At 72.1% G+C, this 14,534-nt stretch carries 14 protein-coding genes; 4 read left to right on the top strand and 10 right to left on the bottom strand.

From position 1 onward, the window contains the following. Positions 1-37 precede the first annotated feature (37 nt). From OGH68_RS15550 to OGH68_RS15510, 9 genes are all read right to left on the bottom strand, one after another. The gene (locus OGH68_RS15550) at positions 38-1,270 is read right to left on the bottom strand and encodes a cytochrome P450 family protein (protein ID WP_264244547.1); all 1,233 of its coding nucleotides are present in this window, start codon (positions 1,268-1,270) and stop codon (positions 38-40) included. Then, positions 1,267-2,505: a cytochrome P450 gene (locus OGH68_RS15545; protein ID WP_264244545.1), complete on the bottom strand. Its 1,239-nt coding sequence runs from the start codon at positions 2,503-2,505 to the stop codon at positions 1,267-1,269. Before OGH68_RS15545 ends, OGH68_RS15550 begins: the two co-directional genes overlap by 4 nt. Then, the gene (locus OGH68_RS15540; protein ID WP_264244543.1) at positions 2,502-3,149 is read right to left on the bottom strand and encodes a GTP-binding protein; all 648 of its coding nucleotides are present in this window, start codon (positions 3,147-3,149) and stop codon (positions 2,502-2,504) included. The genes OGH68_RS15545 and OGH68_RS15540 overlap by 4 nt, the downstream gene beginning before the upstream one ends. Positions 3,150-3,153: 4 nt before the next feature. Beyond that, positions 3,154-3,513 carry a DUF742 domain-containing protein gene (locus tag OGH68_RS15535; protein ID WP_264244541.1) on the bottom strand — a complete coding sequence of 120 codons (360 nt, stop codon included), beginning with the start codon at positions 3,511-3,513 and terminating at the stop codon, positions 3,154-3,156. After that, positions 3,510-3,932 carry a roadblock/LC7 domain-containing protein gene (locus OGH68_RS15530; RefSeq protein ID WP_264244539.1) on the bottom strand — a complete coding sequence of 141 codons (423 nt, stop codon included), beginning with the start codon at positions 3,930-3,932 and terminating at the stop codon, positions 3,510-3,512. The genes OGH68_RS15535 and OGH68_RS15530 overlap by 4 nt, the downstream gene beginning before the upstream one ends. Next, positions 3,929-5,368, bottom strand: a complete 1,440-nt coding sequence (locus OGH68_RS15525; protein ID WP_264244536.1) for an ATP-binding protein — start codon at positions 5,366-5,368, stop codon at positions 3,929-3,931. Before OGH68_RS15525 ends, OGH68_RS15530 begins: the two co-directional genes overlap by 4 nt. A gap of 258 nt (positions 5,369-5,626) precedes the next feature. Continuing rightward, positions 5,627-5,860 carry a hypothetical protein gene (locus OGH68_RS15520; protein WP_264244534.1) on the bottom strand — a complete coding sequence of 78 codons (234 nt, stop codon included), beginning with the start codon at positions 5,858-5,860 and terminating at the stop codon, positions 5,627-5,629. Between the two features lie 244 nt (positions 5,861-6,104). Next, positions 6,105-9,095 carry an AfsR/SARP family transcriptional regulator gene (locus OGH68_RS15515; RefSeq protein ID WP_264244532.1) on the bottom strand — a complete coding sequence of 997 codons (2,991 nt, stop codon included), beginning with the start codon at positions 9,093-9,095 and terminating at the stop codon, positions 6,105-6,107. A 122-nt stretch (positions 9,096-9,217) separates the two neighbouring features. Further along, positions 9,218-10,024, bottom strand: a complete 807-nt coding sequence (locus OGH68_RS15510) for a polysaccharide deacetylase family protein (RefSeq protein ID WP_264244530.1) — start codon at positions 10,022-10,024, stop codon at positions 9,218-9,220. A 209-nt stretch (positions 10,025-10,233) separates the two neighbouring features. On the opposite strand from OGH68_RS15510, the gene OGH68_RS15505 reads away from it, so the two are divergent. Continuing rightward, on the top strand, positions 10,234-11,454 hold the full coding sequence (locus tag OGH68_RS15505; RefSeq protein WP_264244528.1) for an amidohydrolase family protein: 1,221 nt from the start codon (positions 10,234-10,236) through the stop codon (positions 11,452-11,454). Between the two features lie 33 nt (positions 11,455-11,487). Here the strand turns inward: OGH68_RS15505 and OGH68_RS15500 are convergent, their stop codons facing one another. Then, complete coding sequence (locus OGH68_RS15500; protein WP_264244526.1) at positions 11,488-12,087, bottom strand: Uma2 family endonuclease; 600 nt, start codon at positions 12,085-12,087, stop codon at positions 11,488-11,490. A 142-nt stretch (positions 12,088-12,229) separates the two neighbouring features. Between OGH68_RS15500 and OGH68_RS15495 the strand changes: the two genes are divergently transcribed. The 3 genes from OGH68_RS15495 (at position 12,230) to OGH68_RS15485 (ending at position 14,431) form a co-directional block, all read left to right on the top strand. Continuing rightward, the gene (locus OGH68_RS15495) at positions 12,230-12,643 is read left to right on the top strand and encodes a PaaI family thioesterase (protein ID WP_264244524.1); all 414 of its coding nucleotides are present in this window, start codon (positions 12,230-12,232) and stop codon (positions 12,641-12,643) included. 99 nt (positions 12,644-12,742) lie between these two features. Further along, positions 12,743-13,663 carry an LLM class F420-dependent oxidoreductase gene (locus tag OGH68_RS15490; RefSeq protein ID WP_264244522.1) on the top strand — a complete coding sequence of 307 codons (921 nt, stop codon included), beginning with the start codon at positions 12,743-12,745 and terminating at the stop codon, positions 13,661-13,663. A gap of 15 nt (positions 13,664-13,678) precedes the next feature. After that, positions 13,679-14,431, top strand: coding sequence for an SDR family NAD(P)-dependent oxidoreductase (locus OGH68_RS15485; RefSeq protein WP_264244520.1), 753 nt, complete (start codon positions 13,679-13,681; stop codon positions 14,429-14,431). Positions 14,432-14,534 lie beyond the last annotated feature (103 nt).

Here is a 14,534-nt window from a genome sequence, read left to right as displayed (position 1 = left end):
CGGACGACCGGGGACGTCTGCGAACGTCCGCGGACGGTCAGCCGTGGAGGCGGACCGGGATCTCCTGCCAGCCGTACGCGATGAACGACGGCACCTGCTTCAGCTCGCCCGCCTCGAACGCGGCCACGAGGCCGGGGAAACGCTCGAAGAGCGCGGGCAGCGCGGTCATCGCCTCCATCCGGGCCAGCGGGGCGCCGATGCAGCGGTGCACCCCGACACCGAAGGACAGATGGTCGTCCGCCGCCCGCATGGCGTCGAAGTCCGCCGCCGTGTCGCCGTAACGGGCCGGGTCGTTGCCCGCGGCGGCGTACGTCGTCAGGATCGCGTCGCCGGCCGGGACGGTGACGCCGCCGACGGTGATGTCGGAGACCGCGAAGCGCAGCGGCAGGCTCGCGATGGACGGCCGGACGCGCAGCACCTCCTCGATGACCTGCTCCCAGCCGATCTCACCGGTGCGTACGGCGGCCAGCTGGGCGGGGTGTTCGAGGAGCGCGACGACGGCGTTGCCGATGAGGTTGACCGTCGTCTCGAAGCCCGCGCCGATGACGAGCAGCAGGGTGTGGAGCAGCTCCTCGTCGCCGAGCCGGTCACCGTCCTCGTCCCGGACCCTGATCAGTTCGGTGGTCATGTCGTCGCCCGGGTTCTCCACCTTGTGGGCGATCAGCGCACCGAGGACCGTGCCGATCTGCTGCTGGACGAAGGCGCCGTGCTCCGGGCTCGGGTCCGAGGTGTCCATGATCGCGGCGATCAGCCGGCCGGTGGCCTCGACCAGATGGTCCGGCACACCGAACAGCTCGCAGATCATCCGCATCGGCAGCGGGTGGGCGAACGCGGCCTTCACGTCCACGACGGAGCCGTCCGCCCCGGCGGCCTCCATCCCGGCCAGCAGCTCCCCGGTGATGGCCTCGACCCGGTCGCGCATCGCCTCGGTGCGGCGTGCCGTGAAGCTGGGCGCGACGAGCTTGCGCAGCCGCGTGTGGTCGCTCCCGTACGTCGACAGCATGTTCGTGACGCCGACCCAGCCCAGTATCCAGGCCCACTCCGGGTTGTCACCGATCTCGGGGAAGAGCGACCAGTGCTTGCGCGGGTCCTTGCTGACCCTGGGGTCGAGGATCAGCGACTTGAGGATGTCGTGACCGGTGGGCGCCCAGGCCGGGATGCCGCCCGGCAGCTCGACGGGTACCACCGGCCCGAGGGAGCGGAGCCTGGCACTCTCGGCGACGATGTCGGCGCCGAACGGATCGATGGCCACACGGGTGGACGTGGTCATGCGCGGTCTCCTGCCTGGTCGGGGCTGCGAGGGGTGAAGCTGACGGGCAGCGCCGTCAGCGATCGGTGAAAGGGACCCGGCCGCCAGCCGAGCCGCTCACGCGGTACCAGCGGCCGCAGGTCCGGCAGCCACTGGGTGAGGCGCTCGATGGCCTCCGTGGCGATCAGCAGGGCGGGCTGCTTCACGGGGCAGGAGTGCGGACCGGCACCCCACGACATGTGCGAGGCGTCGTGCGGATGGTGCGCCCCGGCGTAGTCCCGCTCCGCGAAGTGCCCCATCGCCCCGAAGGAGATGACGATGGGGACGGCGGCCTGCAGCCACATCCCGTGGAAGCTCGTCGACTCGCGCGCGAAGTGCACGCCGTAGTTGGCGAGCGGGGTCTCGTAGCGCAGCACCTCCATGACGGCGTCCATCACGGGACGCGACCCGGAGGTGAGGGTGGAGTAGTAGGCGGGGTTGCCGAGGATGCGGGAGAGGGCGTTGGAGATCAGGTTCGCCGAGGGCTCGTGACCTGCGCCGAGGGTGAGGAACACCTGCCAGGTGACCTCCTCCGGGGTGAGCCGCAGGGGGTGGTCGAGCAGCCGGCTGGTGAGGTCGTCGCCGCGCTCGGCCATCTTGGCGCCGATCAGCTCCATCACGTACTTGCCGTACTCCGCCTCGCCCTCGGCCGCGAGGTCGCCGCCCTCCATCATCCGGCCGAGCGCGGCGTCCAGGCGGCCCGATTCGCTGTCGGGCAGTCCGAAGAGATTGTTGAAGATCAGCGCCATCATCGGGCGGGCGAACTGGGTGACCAGGTCGGCCTCGCCGTCGGGCCCGAAGCGGGACACCAGGAGGTCCACCGACCGGTGCACCCGTTCGCGCAGGTCGTGCGGCTCGACGAGGTCGAAGGCGTCGAGCAGGGTGTGGCGGTAGCGGATGTGCTCGTCGCCGTCCGCGAACAGGGCGTTGGGCCGCCAGCGCATCATGCCGAGGATCGGCGAGTCCTCGGCGACCGTCTTCTCCCAGGGCCGCGGGTCGACGGAGAACGACTCGGTGTCGTGCAGCAGATCGAGCGCCGCGCGCCGGTCGGTGACGACGTACGCCGAGACGCCGGGGGCGAGTTCGGCCCAGCCGACCGGCCCCTGGGCGCGCAGTGTCGCGTAGTAGGCGTACGGGTCGGCGGCGAAGCCGTCCTCCCACAGACGTACCGGGGCGGCGAGCGTGAAGGCGTCGGCGCGGGCGGGGTAGGCGGTCACCGTTCCTCCGGGGTCATCCGGTCGATGAGGTGCTGGACGAGGGCGAGCAGCGCGTCGACGGACGCGTGGGTGTCACGGGCGTCGCAGACCACGAGCGGGGTGTCCGCCTCCAGGTCGAGCGAGCGGCGCAGCTGCTCCTCGGTGTACTGCCGTGAATCGGGGAACATGTTGAGCGCGACGGCGTACGGCACACCGGACTCCTCGACCAGACCGAGGACGTCGAAGGACTCGTCGATCCGCCGGGTGTCGACGAGGACGAGCGCGCCGAGCGCCCCGTAGGCGATGTCGTCCCACAGGGCGCGGAAGCGCTCCTGCCCGGGGGTGCCGAACAGGTAGAGGACGACGGAGTCGCCGAGCGAGACGCGGCCGAAGTCGATGGCGACGGTGGTCGTGGTCTTGTCGCGGACACCGGCGAGGTCGTCGACCCCGGCGGACGCCTCGGTCAGATGCTCCTCGGTGTGCAGCGGGCGGATCTCCGACACCGAGTCGATCAGGGTCGTCTTGCCGACCCCGAACGGGCCGGTCACCAGGATCTTCACCAACTCCTTCGCGGTGTCCGGCAGATGCAGCCCGTGCTGCGCGGAGGACGGTGCGGACGACGGCGCGGAGGACGGCGCAACGGGCGGGGCGGACGCGCTGGACATCCGGTCAGAGCTTGAGGGCGCGGAGGCCATCGGCCACTCTCTTCAAGAGGTCACGGTCGGGCAGGGCGGCGGAGGGTACGGGCGGGCGCGCGCTCACCAGTCCCTGGTCGATCAGGGCGGCGGCGAGCACCCGCAGTGCGGAGACCGGCAGCCGGAGCACGGCCGCGCTCTCCACCACGGTCAGCGACCCGCCGTCCAGCGCGCCGAGCAGGGCGTGCTGGGCCGCGGGCAGCCCCGCGGGCGCGGGCCCGCCCGTGCCGGTCAGCACGGACAGGCGCTCCAGGCTGTTGCGGCTGGGCCGGGCCACGCCGCCGGTGGAGAGGTACGCGGGCACCAGCGGCCGGCCGCTCCGGCGGCCGGTCATACGGGGGAGCCGCCGTCGGCGCCGCGGGGCGCGGCGGCCATCGCCTTCTCGCCGAGCCGTGCGACCTGCGAGTGGACCCGGTGGCCGAGGAGGTCCAGCCGCACCTCGGGCCCGCCGTACGCGGCGACGACGGTGCCGTGGTCCGTCGGCGCCACCAGGATGTAGCCGTGGTCGGACTCGATGACGACCTGGCGCAACTGGGCGGCGGACGCGTCGGCGAACGCGGCGGCGGCGGTACGGCAGGCGCCCTGCACGGTGGACGTGATCGCGGCGACGCGTTCGGCGGAGTCCTGGGCGAGCGCCGCCGAGAACCCGGAGACAAGACCGTCCCTGGTGAGCAGCACAGCGGCCCGTACATGGGGGATCTCGAGGATCGGGTCGAGCACCCAGGCCGTGTCACCGGTCTCGCGGCTGTTCATCGGGGGTCGCTCCCTTCGGTGGCAGCGGCTTCGCGCGCCGCGTTGGTGGCGGACTGCAGGGCCCCGAGGGCCGCGGCGGACTCCTCGGGCGTACGGGTGGGGCTCTTGGGCGCCGGGGTGTCGGTCTGCGACCGCGGGACGCGGCGGCGGCGCTGGGGGAGCGCATCGCCGTCGCCGTCGGCGGCGGGAGCCTCTTCGTGGCGGCGCCCGGACGGGGCGGGCGCGGGGGCCGGCCGGGACGGGGCCGGCTCGTGCGGGGCCGGGGGCCGCGGAGCCTCCCGTACGGGCTCCTCCTCCTCCTGCTGCTCGCGTCCCTGGTGCACCTGATCGGGCTGAGGCCCCTGCTCCTGGGCCCCGTCCCGCCGGGTCGAGGGCGCGGCGCTCGCGGCGGGCGGCTGGAGCACCGGGTCGATGCGGGACAGCAAGTGGTTCTTGACGAGCAGCACCGCGCGTACGCCGCCGTACGGGGAGGGCGCCGACAGGTCGACCGACAGATCGAACTGCCGGGTGAGCTGGCCGATCGCCGCGAGCCCCATCCGTGGCGGATCACCGAGCTCGGACAGCAGGATCGGGTCGGTGCCGGCCACCATCCGCTGGGCGTCGGCGCGTTCGTCGGGGGCCATGCCCACGCCGGCGTCGTCGACAGTCACGGTGACCCCGTGGTGGACCCGCTCGAGGTTCACGACGACGGCGGTGTCCGGCGACGAGTGGCGCAGCGCGTTGTCGAGCAGCTCGGCCACGATGATGGCGACCGGTTCCACGGCGTGCGACACCAGCGCGGTGCCCGGCTCGAGGTGGTGGTGCACCTGCACGCGGTGATAGCCGACGAGCCGGGCCTGGCCGCCGGTGACGGCGTCGACGAGGTGCGACTCCTCGCGGGCGAGCCCGACCCAGGCGCCGCAGACGACGGCGGCGACCTGCGCGCGGCGCAGGGACTGCTCGTTCTCGTGGTCGAGGGCGTAGAGCGTCTGGGCGAGATCGGGGTCGTCGTAGCGCTGCTGGAGCCCGTGCAACACGTCCTGCAGCCGGTACAGCGCGGCCTGGATCTCCCGGGTGGTGCCGCGCATACCGGCGCGGGCGGCCGCGTCGACCCGTTTGCGTTCCTGGGCGATCGCCGTGCGCAGAGCCTCGAGCACCGCGTCCGTTCCCGCGCCGGCGGGGCCGAGCGGTTCGGGGACCTGTACGTGCGGATGGGCGCTGCGGGTGGCTTCCGCGGGCATGCGCTTGGCGGCGAGATGCTCGATCTCGGAGGCGAACGCGGCACAGGCGCGGGCGAGTTCGTCCCGCGAGGCGTCGAGGTGGCCCCGCAGCGTCTCGATCTCGGCGTGCCGGCGGTCCCGCTCCCGCCGGGCGCGCAGCAGCCCGCCGCCGAGGGCGAAGGCGGTCAGCGTCCCCGCGGCCAGGCCGCCGGCGGCCAGCTCGGGTATCTCGATCATGGATATGGACCTCAGGAGGGCAGGGGGGTGTGGTCCGCCCGGGGACGGACCTGCCAAGTACACACTGCGATCGAGCAGTTGTGCTTGGTTTCCGCCGGAGATCCTTTTGGTTTTGTCCGAACAGTGAATTTGTTGTCGCGGTGTCGTGGTGTGTGACAAGTCACATGCGGCGACCGGGAGTTGTCACCGGACATGCCACAGCCGCGGCGGCTCCCCCTCCGCGCCGCCGCGGCTGTTCCCCGTCGTGAGTGGCTTCGGTCAGCCCTGCGGCGGAGCGGGCGAGTGGTGGTCGCCCATCGTGGTGATGGTCGTGCCGTCGGCGGGCGGCACCGGTGAGTGGTGGTCGCCGAGCGTCGTGACGGTGGTGCCGTCGGCGGGCGGCGCCGGTGAGTGGTGGTCGCCCATGGTGGTGATGCCGTCGACGGGCGGCGCCGGCGAGTGGTGGTCGCCCATCGTGGTGATCTGCTCGTCGTTCTTCTCGGTGCTGCTCATGTTTCCGTCCCCCGATGGGATCGACCGACGTGGCTGAGGTGGCCTTCCGCCCAGAGACTCCCCCGATGGCCTCCGGGCAGAAGGCCGGGTACCCGGTCCAGTTGGCCCCCCGACGCGTCGGACCGAACACTCCTGAGAATGCCGGACGAGCATAAACAATCGATGAACGCCCTGGCCCGCGCTTTTCCCGGCGGCTCGGACGGCTCGGGCAGCCCTTGGACCGCCCGGGCAGCCCTCCGACGGCTCAGGCAGCCCTCAGCGGAGTGCTGAGCAGTCGCCGGGCCTCCTCGGCCTCCACCGCGCCCGACTGTTCGTGCAGCAGAAGCGCCTCGCGCCAGCAGGCCCGTGCCCGGTCCGCCTGCCCGAGGTTCTCCAGCGCCCTGCCGAGGGTGATCAGCGTGTTCCCACGGGTACGGTCGCCGCCGATGCAGCCGATCGCCAGCGCCTGTTCGGCATGCTGCGCGGCCTGAGCGGCGCGCCGGGCGGCGAGATGTGCCTGCGCGATCCGGAAGTGCGTGGTGCCCTCCCACAGACGCTGCCGGTTCGCCTCGAACAGGTCGAGCGCGGTGTGCAGCTCCGTCAGGGCCTCCGTCGGCCGGTCGGCTCCCGTCAGCGCGATGCCCAGGGCGTACCGGGCATTGGCGAGCCGCAGCGCGTGGCCGATCCGGTCGTACAGCGCCACGCCCTCCCTGGCCAGTGCGATCGCCTGGTCCGGGCGGTCGGTGACGACGTGGATGCGCGACAGGTTGCACAGGGCGCTGGCCTCGCCCGGCAGATTGCCGTCCGCCCGCGAGCCCTCCATCGCGCGGCGCAGATGCTCCTCGGCCTCGGCGTTGCGTCCCTGGTTGAACGCGATGATCCCCCGGTCGTTGTCGGACCAGTAGACCGGCGCCGGGTCGTCCACCGCGCGGGCCAGGGCCGCGGCCTGCGCGGCCTGTTCGTCGGCCTCGTCGTAACGGCCCGCCACCAGATGGACGTTGGTCATGGACGTTCGTGCCCGGGCCTCGGTCCGCGGGTCACCGGCGGTGCGCGACGCCTCGACCGCCGCGCGCGCCACCGATTCGTAGACCTTCGAGTTCGCACCGGACTCGGCCAGGTTCTGCGCCGCCCAGAGCAGGTCGACCGCCCTGCGCAGCTGCGGGCCCGGCTGCGCCTGCCGGGCACAGGCCAGCAGACAGTGCGCCTCCGCGTACAGCCAGTCCTGCGCGTCCTCGAGGCGCGAGAACGTCAGCCCCGCGTCGCCCGTCGGCTCCAGGTGTTCGACGAGTCGGTCACCCGGTCGTTCCATGGCGAAGACCCGCGCCGCCGTCGCGAGATAGAAGTCCAGCAGCCGCGAGAGCGCCGCCTCCCTCTCCTCGGGGCCCTCGGCCCCCGCGGGCGGCTGCTCGTCCGGCCCCTTGCCCTCGCCATGGGTGACCCCTGCGCAGGCGCGCGCGAACAGCCGCACCAGGTCGTGGTAGCGGTACCTCCCCGGGGCCGCCGACTCCAGCAGGGACGTGTCGACCAGGGCCTCCAGCAGGTCCTCCGTCGCGTGCAGAGACAGGTTCAGCACGGCCGCGGCCGCGGCGAGCGAGATGTCGGGGCCGTCGGCCAGACCCAGCAGACGGAACGCGCGGGCCTGGGCCGGCTCCAGCTGCCCGTAGCCGAGCTCGAACGTGGCCTTCACCGCCAGGTCGCCCGCCTGGAGCTCGTCCAGCCTGCGCCGTTCGTCCGCGAGCTTGGCCGCGAGGACCGACACGGTCCAGGTGCGGCGGGCCGCCAGCCGCGAGGCGGCGATACGGATCGCCAGCGGCAGGAAACCGCACGCCGCGACCACGTCCAGCGCCGCCTTCCGCTCGGCGCCGACCCGTTCGGCGCCGACGATCCGGGTGAAGAGCTGCAGCGCCTCCTCGGGGGACATCACGTCCAGGTCCACCAGGTGCGCGCCCGCCAGGTCGACCATCCGCACCCGGCTGGTGATCAGTGCGGCGCACCCCGCGGTGCCCGGCAGCAGGGGCCGGACCTGGGCCGCGTCGCGGGCGTTGTCGAGCAGGACCAGGATCCGCCGCCCGTCCAGCGCCGATCGGTACAGAGCCGCCCGCTCGTCCAGCGTGTCCGGGATCGCGGAGTCGGGCGTGCCGAGCGCGCGCAGGAACGCGCCGAGAACGGTCTCCGGTTCCGCCGCCCGGTTGCCGGTGCCCTGGAGGTCCACGTACAGCTGGCCGTCGCGGAAGTGCTTGCGGGCCTGGTGCGCCACATGCACGGCCAGCGTCGTCTTGCCGACGCCGCCGATGCCGGCGAGCGCGGACACCGCCATCACGGAACCCTCCGCCGTGGCGAGCCGGCCGCCCAGCTCCGCCACGAACGGCAGCCGCCCGGTGAAGTCGGGGACGGTCGCGGGCAGCTGGGCGGGCCGGGTCGTCTGCGGCGCGGGGCCGGGATCCTCGCTGGGGCGGGCCAGGTCCGCGTCGGCCTGAAGGATGCGCTGCTGGAGGCTGGACAGCTCGGGCCGCGGGTCGACACCCAGTTCCTCGGCGAGCAGCCGGCGGGTGTCGGCATAGACGGCGAGCGCCTCCGCCTGCCGGCCGCTGCGGTACAGCGCGAGCATCAGCAGCTCACGCAGCCGCTCCCGCAGCGGGTGCGTCGCGGTGAGCGCCGTCAGTTCGGAGACGGCCTCCGCGTGGCGGCCCACCTCGAGGTCGATGTCGAGCCGGGTCTCCAGCAGTTGCAGGCCCCACTCCACGAGCCGGGTGCGCTGGTTCTCCGCGTAAGGGCCGGGCACGTTGGCGAGCGGTTCGCCGTCCCACAGGTTCAGCACCTTGTTCAGCAGGGCACGCGCCTGGGCGCGGTCGCCCGCGGCGTTCGCCTTGTACGCCTCCGCGGCCAGCTCCTGGGCGACCGCGAGGTCGAGGGCCTCCCGCCCAATGCGCAGCGCGTACCCGCCCGACTCGCTGACCAGCGTGTCCGAGGAGAGCGCCTTGCGCAGCCGGGAGGCGTACGTACGGACGGCGGCGAGGGCCTGCGACGGCGGCTCCTCGCCCCAGATCGCGTCGATCAGTTCACTGGCCGTGGCGGTGCGGCCGTCGCGGAGCAGCAGCGCGACCAGCAGGGCACGCTGCTGCGGCGAGCCGGGCGGCAGGGTCTCTCCGCCCCGCCGCACCCGTACCGGACCGAGCACGCTGAAGTGGAGCTCGGCCTCTTCGCTCGCGAGCGGAGCGCGCTGAGTCGGTACGCGTGGCCCGCTGTCACGGTCCATAGCTGCCCCCTGCCGGTACTGCCGGAATCGCCCTCGACAGTCTGCCTTGTTGGGGGTGGCCGCGTCAGCAGCGGGGCGGCTCCCTCTGCCACCCGGCCGTTCGACCGCCGGGCCCGCTGTGATCAGGGGCGATAGACGGTTCCGGGCTCGGGTGCGGCCGGGGAGAGAAGCTCGGGGACCGTGACGAAGGTGTAACCGCGGTTCTTCAGTTCGGAGATGATCCCCGGCACGGCGGGGACGGTTCCGTCGTAGATGTCGTGCAGCAGGATGATGCCGTCACGTCCGGCCTGGTCGAGGATGCGCTTCTCGATGAGCGCGCTGTCGGTGGTCGAGTAGTCCTTGGCGGTGGCGCTCCACAGGACCTGGGAGAGACCGAGCTCCTTGCTGACCGCCTTCACCTCGTCGTCGGTACGGCCCTGGGGCGGGCGCATCAGCCGCGGCTTCTCGCCGGTTATCTCCGCTATGGCGTCCTGGGTGCGGCCGAGTTCCTCGCGTATCCCGCCCTTGTCGAGCTTGTCGAGGCGCTCGTGGGTCCAGGTGTGGTTGGCCACCTCGTGGCCCTCGGCGGCGAGACGGCGCACCACGTCGGGGTACTTGAGCACATGGTTCTTGCCGAGCAGGAAGAAGGTGGCGTGCACCTTCTCCTTCTTGAGGATGTCGAGCAGTTCCGGGGTGTCCTTGCCGGGCCCGGCGTCGAAGGTCAGCGCGATGCACTTGGCCTTCTCGCAGTCGACGGCCTGCGTCGGGCCCGCACCGCCGCCCTTGCCGCTCGCGAGCGGCTTGCCGTCGGAGTCGGAGGCGGCGGCGGCACGGGCGTCCGCGGGGGACGTGCTGTCGACGGAGCAGCCGGCGAGCGCGAGTGTGAGCACGGCCGCAGCGGCGAGGGCCGGGACAACCCGGACCCGGCTTCCGTACGTCCTTGAAGGCATGGTGAGTCTCCCCGTTTGTCATGGCGCGGTGGCGCGGTGGCGTGGTCGTGTGCCGGGCGCACGGAACGCGGCGTGGTGCCGGCGGTCGTCCGTACGCGAGCGCTGACTATACACACCGTGTATACGCAAGGTTCATAGTGGGCCGAGCCCCCGGCGCCGACGGCCTTCCCGTAGCTGACGAACCGTCAGATCAGCGCTACCTTGAAACCATGGAGACCTTCCCCAAGATCATTTCGGTGGACGACCACACGGTGGAACCGCCCGGCGTCTGGCGGGACCGGCTCCCGTCGAAATACGCCGACACCGGGCCCCGCATCGTCCGCGCGCCCCTGAAGGAAATGACCTTCCTGGGCGGCAGGTTCGCCCCCGTGATGGGAGCACCCGGCGACGAAGGGCCGGTCGGCGACTGGTGGGTGTACGAGGACCTGCACCGGCCGCTCACCCGGCTCGACACCGCCGTCGGCCACGACCGCGACGAGATCAGACTGGAGATCATCACCTATGAGCAGATGCGCCCCGGCTCGTACAGCGTCCCCGACCGCCTCGCCGACATGGACCTCAACCACGTCACGTCCGCGCTCTGCTTCCCGACGTTCCCGCGCTTCTGCGGCCAGACCTTCACCGAGGCCGCCGACCGCGAGCTCGGGCTGCTCGGCGTGCGCGCGTACAACGACTGGATGGTCGAGGAGTGGTGCGGCCCCGAGGCGCAGGGCCGGCTCGTCCCGCTGACCCTCGTCCCGCTGTGGGACGCGGAGCTGGCCGCCGCCGAGGTCCGCCGCAACGCGGCGCGCGGCGTCCGCGCCGTCGCCTTCTCCGAGATACCCCCGCACCTGGGGCTCCCCTCGATCCACGCCGACGACTGGGACCCGTTCCTCGCTGCGTGCGCCGAGACCGGCACGGTCGTCGCCATGCACATCGGCTCCTCCAGCCGGATGCCCTCCACCTCGGCGGACGCCCCGCCGGCCGTGGGCTCGACGATCACCTTCGCCAACTGTTGCTTCTCGATGGTCGACTGGCTGATGAGCGGCAAGTTCGAACGCTTCCCCGGCCTGCGGGTCATGTACGCGGAGGGCCAGATCGGCTGGATCCCGTACATCCTCGAACGCGCGGACGTCGTCTGGGAGGAGAACCGGGCCTGGGGCGGCGTCGCGGACAAGGTCACCCGGCCGCCGTCCGAGCTCTTCGCGGAGCACGTCTACGGCTGCTTCTTCGACGACCCGTTCGGCCTGCGGAACCTTGACGCGATCGGCGTCGGCAACGTCCTGTACGAGACGGACTACCCGCACTCGGACTCGACCTGGCCGAAGTCGAGGGAGGTCGGCGAGTCCCAGATGGGGCACCTGCCGCAGGACGTGGTCGAACGGATCGTCCGCGGCAACGCGATCGACCTGCTGGGCCTCACGGACGACGGCCTGTGGCCGGGGCCGTAGCCGACCGCGTTGAGGGTCCGGTGCAGACCTGCGTCAGCTCGCGGTGGGCGCCTGGAATCCGGTCGTGTCGACGTGGCAGTCGAACGGAGCGGGAATGTGGATTTTCTCGCCGAAGGGCACGGTGAGGTGAGAGGCGTAGCCCTTCTCGGTCGGCGACCAGAAGACGGTGGCGCTGTCCTCCTGCATGTCGAGCAGAAGGTAGACAGGAACACCGGCCTTGCCGTAGCGCTCGGCCTTGTCGGTGAGGTCGTCGTCGCGCGTCGAGGGAGAGGTCAACTCGGCAACGAAGGAAAGCCCTTCCCCGTCCAGGTGGCGGCTCGTCGTCCGGCGGGTCCGGCGATGAGCCGCGTGGATGTCGGGCCCGTATGCCCGCTCCACGCCGGGGAACAGATACAGCGCGTGAGCGGAGCTGATCCGGTGACCCTCCGGAAGGCGGGGACGCGGCTGGTCGCAGAGCAGGTCCATGACGTCGAGGTAATACGCCTTCGATCGTGGTGACACGACGATGTTCCCTCTGATGATCTCGGCGCTGAATCCGGCGGGCACGTTCAGCTCGTCGAGGGCTTCGCACAGCTCCTCGAAGCGGCGGGGGTCGGTGCCGTCTGTCGTCGGGCGTTCCCGCATCACCGTCATGATGCGCCTCCCTCGCGTTGCGGGCCGGTCGATACTCAGCGGAGTGGTCCGTCTCGACACGAGTGGCGGAATCCCCCAGGGAGGCGCCTCCGTGTGAGCCGGGCCGCTACCGCGGCGCACTGCGGCCCGGCACCATCGGGGCATGACGCTCTCCCTCGTTGAAGCAGACAAGATCCTCGCCGACAACTTCGCCCCCTGGGTGCTGGAACTCGGGCTGTCCGTCCAGGAGGCGGGCGACCTGCATGCCGTGCTGCGGCTGCCCTGGTCCGACCGGCTGGCCCGCGAGGGTGGGGGGCTGAGCGGACAGGCGCTGATGGCCGCCGCCGACACCGCGACCGTGATCGCCGTCGCGTCGGCGCGCGGCTCCTTCGTGCCCATGACGACCGTCCAGCAGTCCACCACCTTCCAGCGTGCGGTCGTCGGCGCCGACGTGCTGGTGGACGCGCGGATCACCAAGCTCGGCAAGCGCATGGCGTTCGCCGAGATCACGATGACCGCCGAGGGGGCGCCGGAACCGGCGGCCCGGGCGTCGACGGTGTACGCGCTGATGGGGTGAGGTCGGGGCCGGGCCTCTTGCCTGATGCGGCGGAAGCGTCGACGATGACCCCGACGTGACGCACCGTCAGATATGGCCGTCAGATGCGAGAGGTCCCCCATGGTCGCCTACGGGATGCAGCTTCCGGTCCAGTCGCAGAGCACCCTCTACGCGGAACCCTGGGAGGTCGAGGCCGGTCCGGAGGACCTCGCCGGGATAGCCGGGACCGCGGACCGGACCGGTTTCTCGTACGTCGCCGTCTGCGACCACGTCGCCATTCCGCGGCGTCTCGCGGACGCCATGTCCACCGTCTGGTACGACCCGGTGGCCACACTGGCCTTCCTCGCCGGCGTGACCGAACGGGTGCGGCTGCTGAGCCATGTCGCGGTCGTCGGGCTGCGCCACCCCCTGCTGATTGCCAAGCAGTACGCGACCCTCGACCACCTCTCCGGCGGGCGGCTGGTCCTGGGGGTCGGTGCCGGGCACGTGCGCGAGGAGTTCGAGGCCCTGGGGGCCGACTTCGACGCGCGTGGGGCCGTACTCGACGAGAGCATCGACGCGCTGCGGGCAGCGCTGGGACCGGAGGAGTACCCGGAGTTCAGCGGGGAGCGGTTCGCCTTCAAGGACCTGGGGCAGCGGCCGCGTCCCGTCCAGCCCCGCGTCCCGGTCTGGGTCGGCGGGTCCTCGCCCGCCGCCGTGCGCCGGGCGGCGCTCAAGGGGGACGGCTGGCTGCCGCAGGGTGACCCCCGCGACAGGCTCCCCGCGCAGATCGCGAAGGTGCGCGCCCTGCGGGAGGCGGCCGGGATCGAGGCGCCCCTCACGATCGGCGCCATCACCGAGCCCCTGTACGTCGGCGAACCGGCGTGGTCCGTCGGCCGCCGGACGCTCACCGGCGAGCCGGCGGCGCTCGCCGAGTCGCTGCGCGCCTACGCGGTGATGGGCGTGCACCAGATCCAGGTCCGCTTCCGCAGCCGGAGCGTCACCGAACTCACCGACCAGATGGCGGCGTTCGCCGCCGGCGTGGCCCCGCACCTCGACTGACCAGGGAGAGCAGGCATGGGCAAGCTGGACGGACGCGTCGTCCTCGTCACGGGCGCGGCGCGCGGGCAGGGGGAGCAGGAGGCCAGGCTGTTCGCGGCGGAAGGCGCGAAGGTCGTCCTCGCGGACGTGCTCGACGAGCTGGGCGAACCGCTCGCGAAGGAGGTCGGCGGGCGCTACGTCCACCTCGACGTGGGGCGGGAGGCCGACTGGGCCGCTGCCGTCGCCGCCGCGAAGGACGCCTTCGGCAAGATCGACGGTCTCGTCAACAACGCGGGCATCCTGCGCTTCAACGAACTGGTCTCCACGCCGCTGGAGGAGTTCCAGCTGATCACGCAGGTCAACCAGATCGGCACCTTCCTCGGCATCCGCAGCGTCGCCCCCGAGATCGAGGCCGCGGGCGGTGGCACGATCGTCAACACCGCGTCGTACACGGCACTCACCGGCATGGCGGGCGTCGGTGCCTACGCCGCGTCCAAGCACGCGATCCTCGGCCTGACGAGAGTCGCGGCGCTGGAGCTCGCGGCGAAGCGGATCCGGGTCAACGCCGTGTGCCCCGGGGCCGTGGACACGCCGATGAGCAACCCGGAGGGCACGGACCCGGACGCGATCGAGGGCCTGTACCGCACGCTGGTGCCGCTCGGCAGGGTCGGGCGGGCGGAGGAGGTCGCGAAGCTCGCGCTCTTCCTGACCGGCGAGGACTCCTCGTACATCACCGGCCAGCCGTTCGTGATCGACGGCGGCTGGCTGGCGGGCGTCAGCATTTTCTGACGGCTCGTCAGCTATTGACTGTGCGGATGCCCGGTGGAACAGTCGACCGCATCCGAAACTGACGGATCGTCATCTATTGCGGTGAGTGGAACAGACGGAACCG

The organism is Streptomyces peucetius, from assembly GCF_025854275.1.
GTDB lineage: Bacteria > Actinomycetota > Actinomycetes > Streptomycetales > Streptomycetaceae > Streptomyces > Streptomyces peucetius_A.
This window is presented reverse-complemented; position numbering and strand designations above follow the sequence as displayed.

Coding starts and splice junctions, on each gene's coding strand:
- OGH68_RS15550 (WP_264244547.1), bottom strand. CDS start 1,270: ATGACCACGTCCACCCGTGTGGCCATCGATCCGTTCGGCGCCGACATC.
- OGH68_RS15540 (WP_264244543.1), bottom strand. CDS start 3,149: ATGTCCAGCGCGTCCGCCCCGCCCGTTGCGCCGTCCTCCGCGCCGTCG.
- OGH68_RS15535 (WP_264244541.1), bottom strand. CDS start 3,513: ATGACCGGCCGCCGGAGCGGCCGGCCGCTGGTGCCCGCGTACCTCTCC.
- OGH68_RS15530 (WP_264244539.1), bottom strand. CDS start 3,932: ATGAACAGCCGCGAGACCGGTGACACGGCCTGGGTGCTCGACCCGATC.
- OGH68_RS15525 (WP_264244536.1), bottom strand. CDS start 5,368: ATGATCGAGATACCCGAGCTGGCCGCCGGCGGCCTGGCCGCGGGGACG.
- OGH68_RS15520 (WP_264244534.1), bottom strand. CDS start 5,860: ATGAGCAGCACCGAGAAGAACGACGAGCAGATCACCACGATGGGCGAC.
- OGH68_RS15515 (WP_264244532.1), bottom strand. CDS start 9,095: ATGGACCGTGACAGCGGGCCACGCGTACCGACTCAGCGCGCTCCGCTC.
- OGH68_RS15510 (WP_264244530.1), bottom strand. CDS start 10,024: ATGCCTTCAAGGACGTACGGAAGCCGGGTCCGGGTTGTCCCGGCCCTC.
- OGH68_RS15505 (WP_264244528.1), top strand. CDS start 10,234: ATGGAGACCTTCCCCAAGATCATTTCGGTGGACGACCACACGGTGGAA.
- OGH68_RS15500 (WP_264244526.1), bottom strand. CDS start 12,087: ATGACGGTGATGCGGGAACGCCCGACGACAGACGGCACCGACCCCCGC.
- OGH68_RS15495 (WP_264244524.1), top strand. CDS start 12,230: ATGACGCTCTCCCTCGTTGAAGCAGACAAGATCCTCGCCGACAACTTC.
- OGH68_RS15490 (WP_264244522.1), top strand. CDS start 12,743: ATGGTCGCCTACGGGATGCAGCTTCCGGTCCAGTCGCAGAGCACCCTC.
- OGH68_RS15485 (WP_264244520.1), top strand. CDS start 13,679: ATGGGCAAGCTGGACGGACGCGTCGTCCTCGTCACGGGCGCGGCGCGC.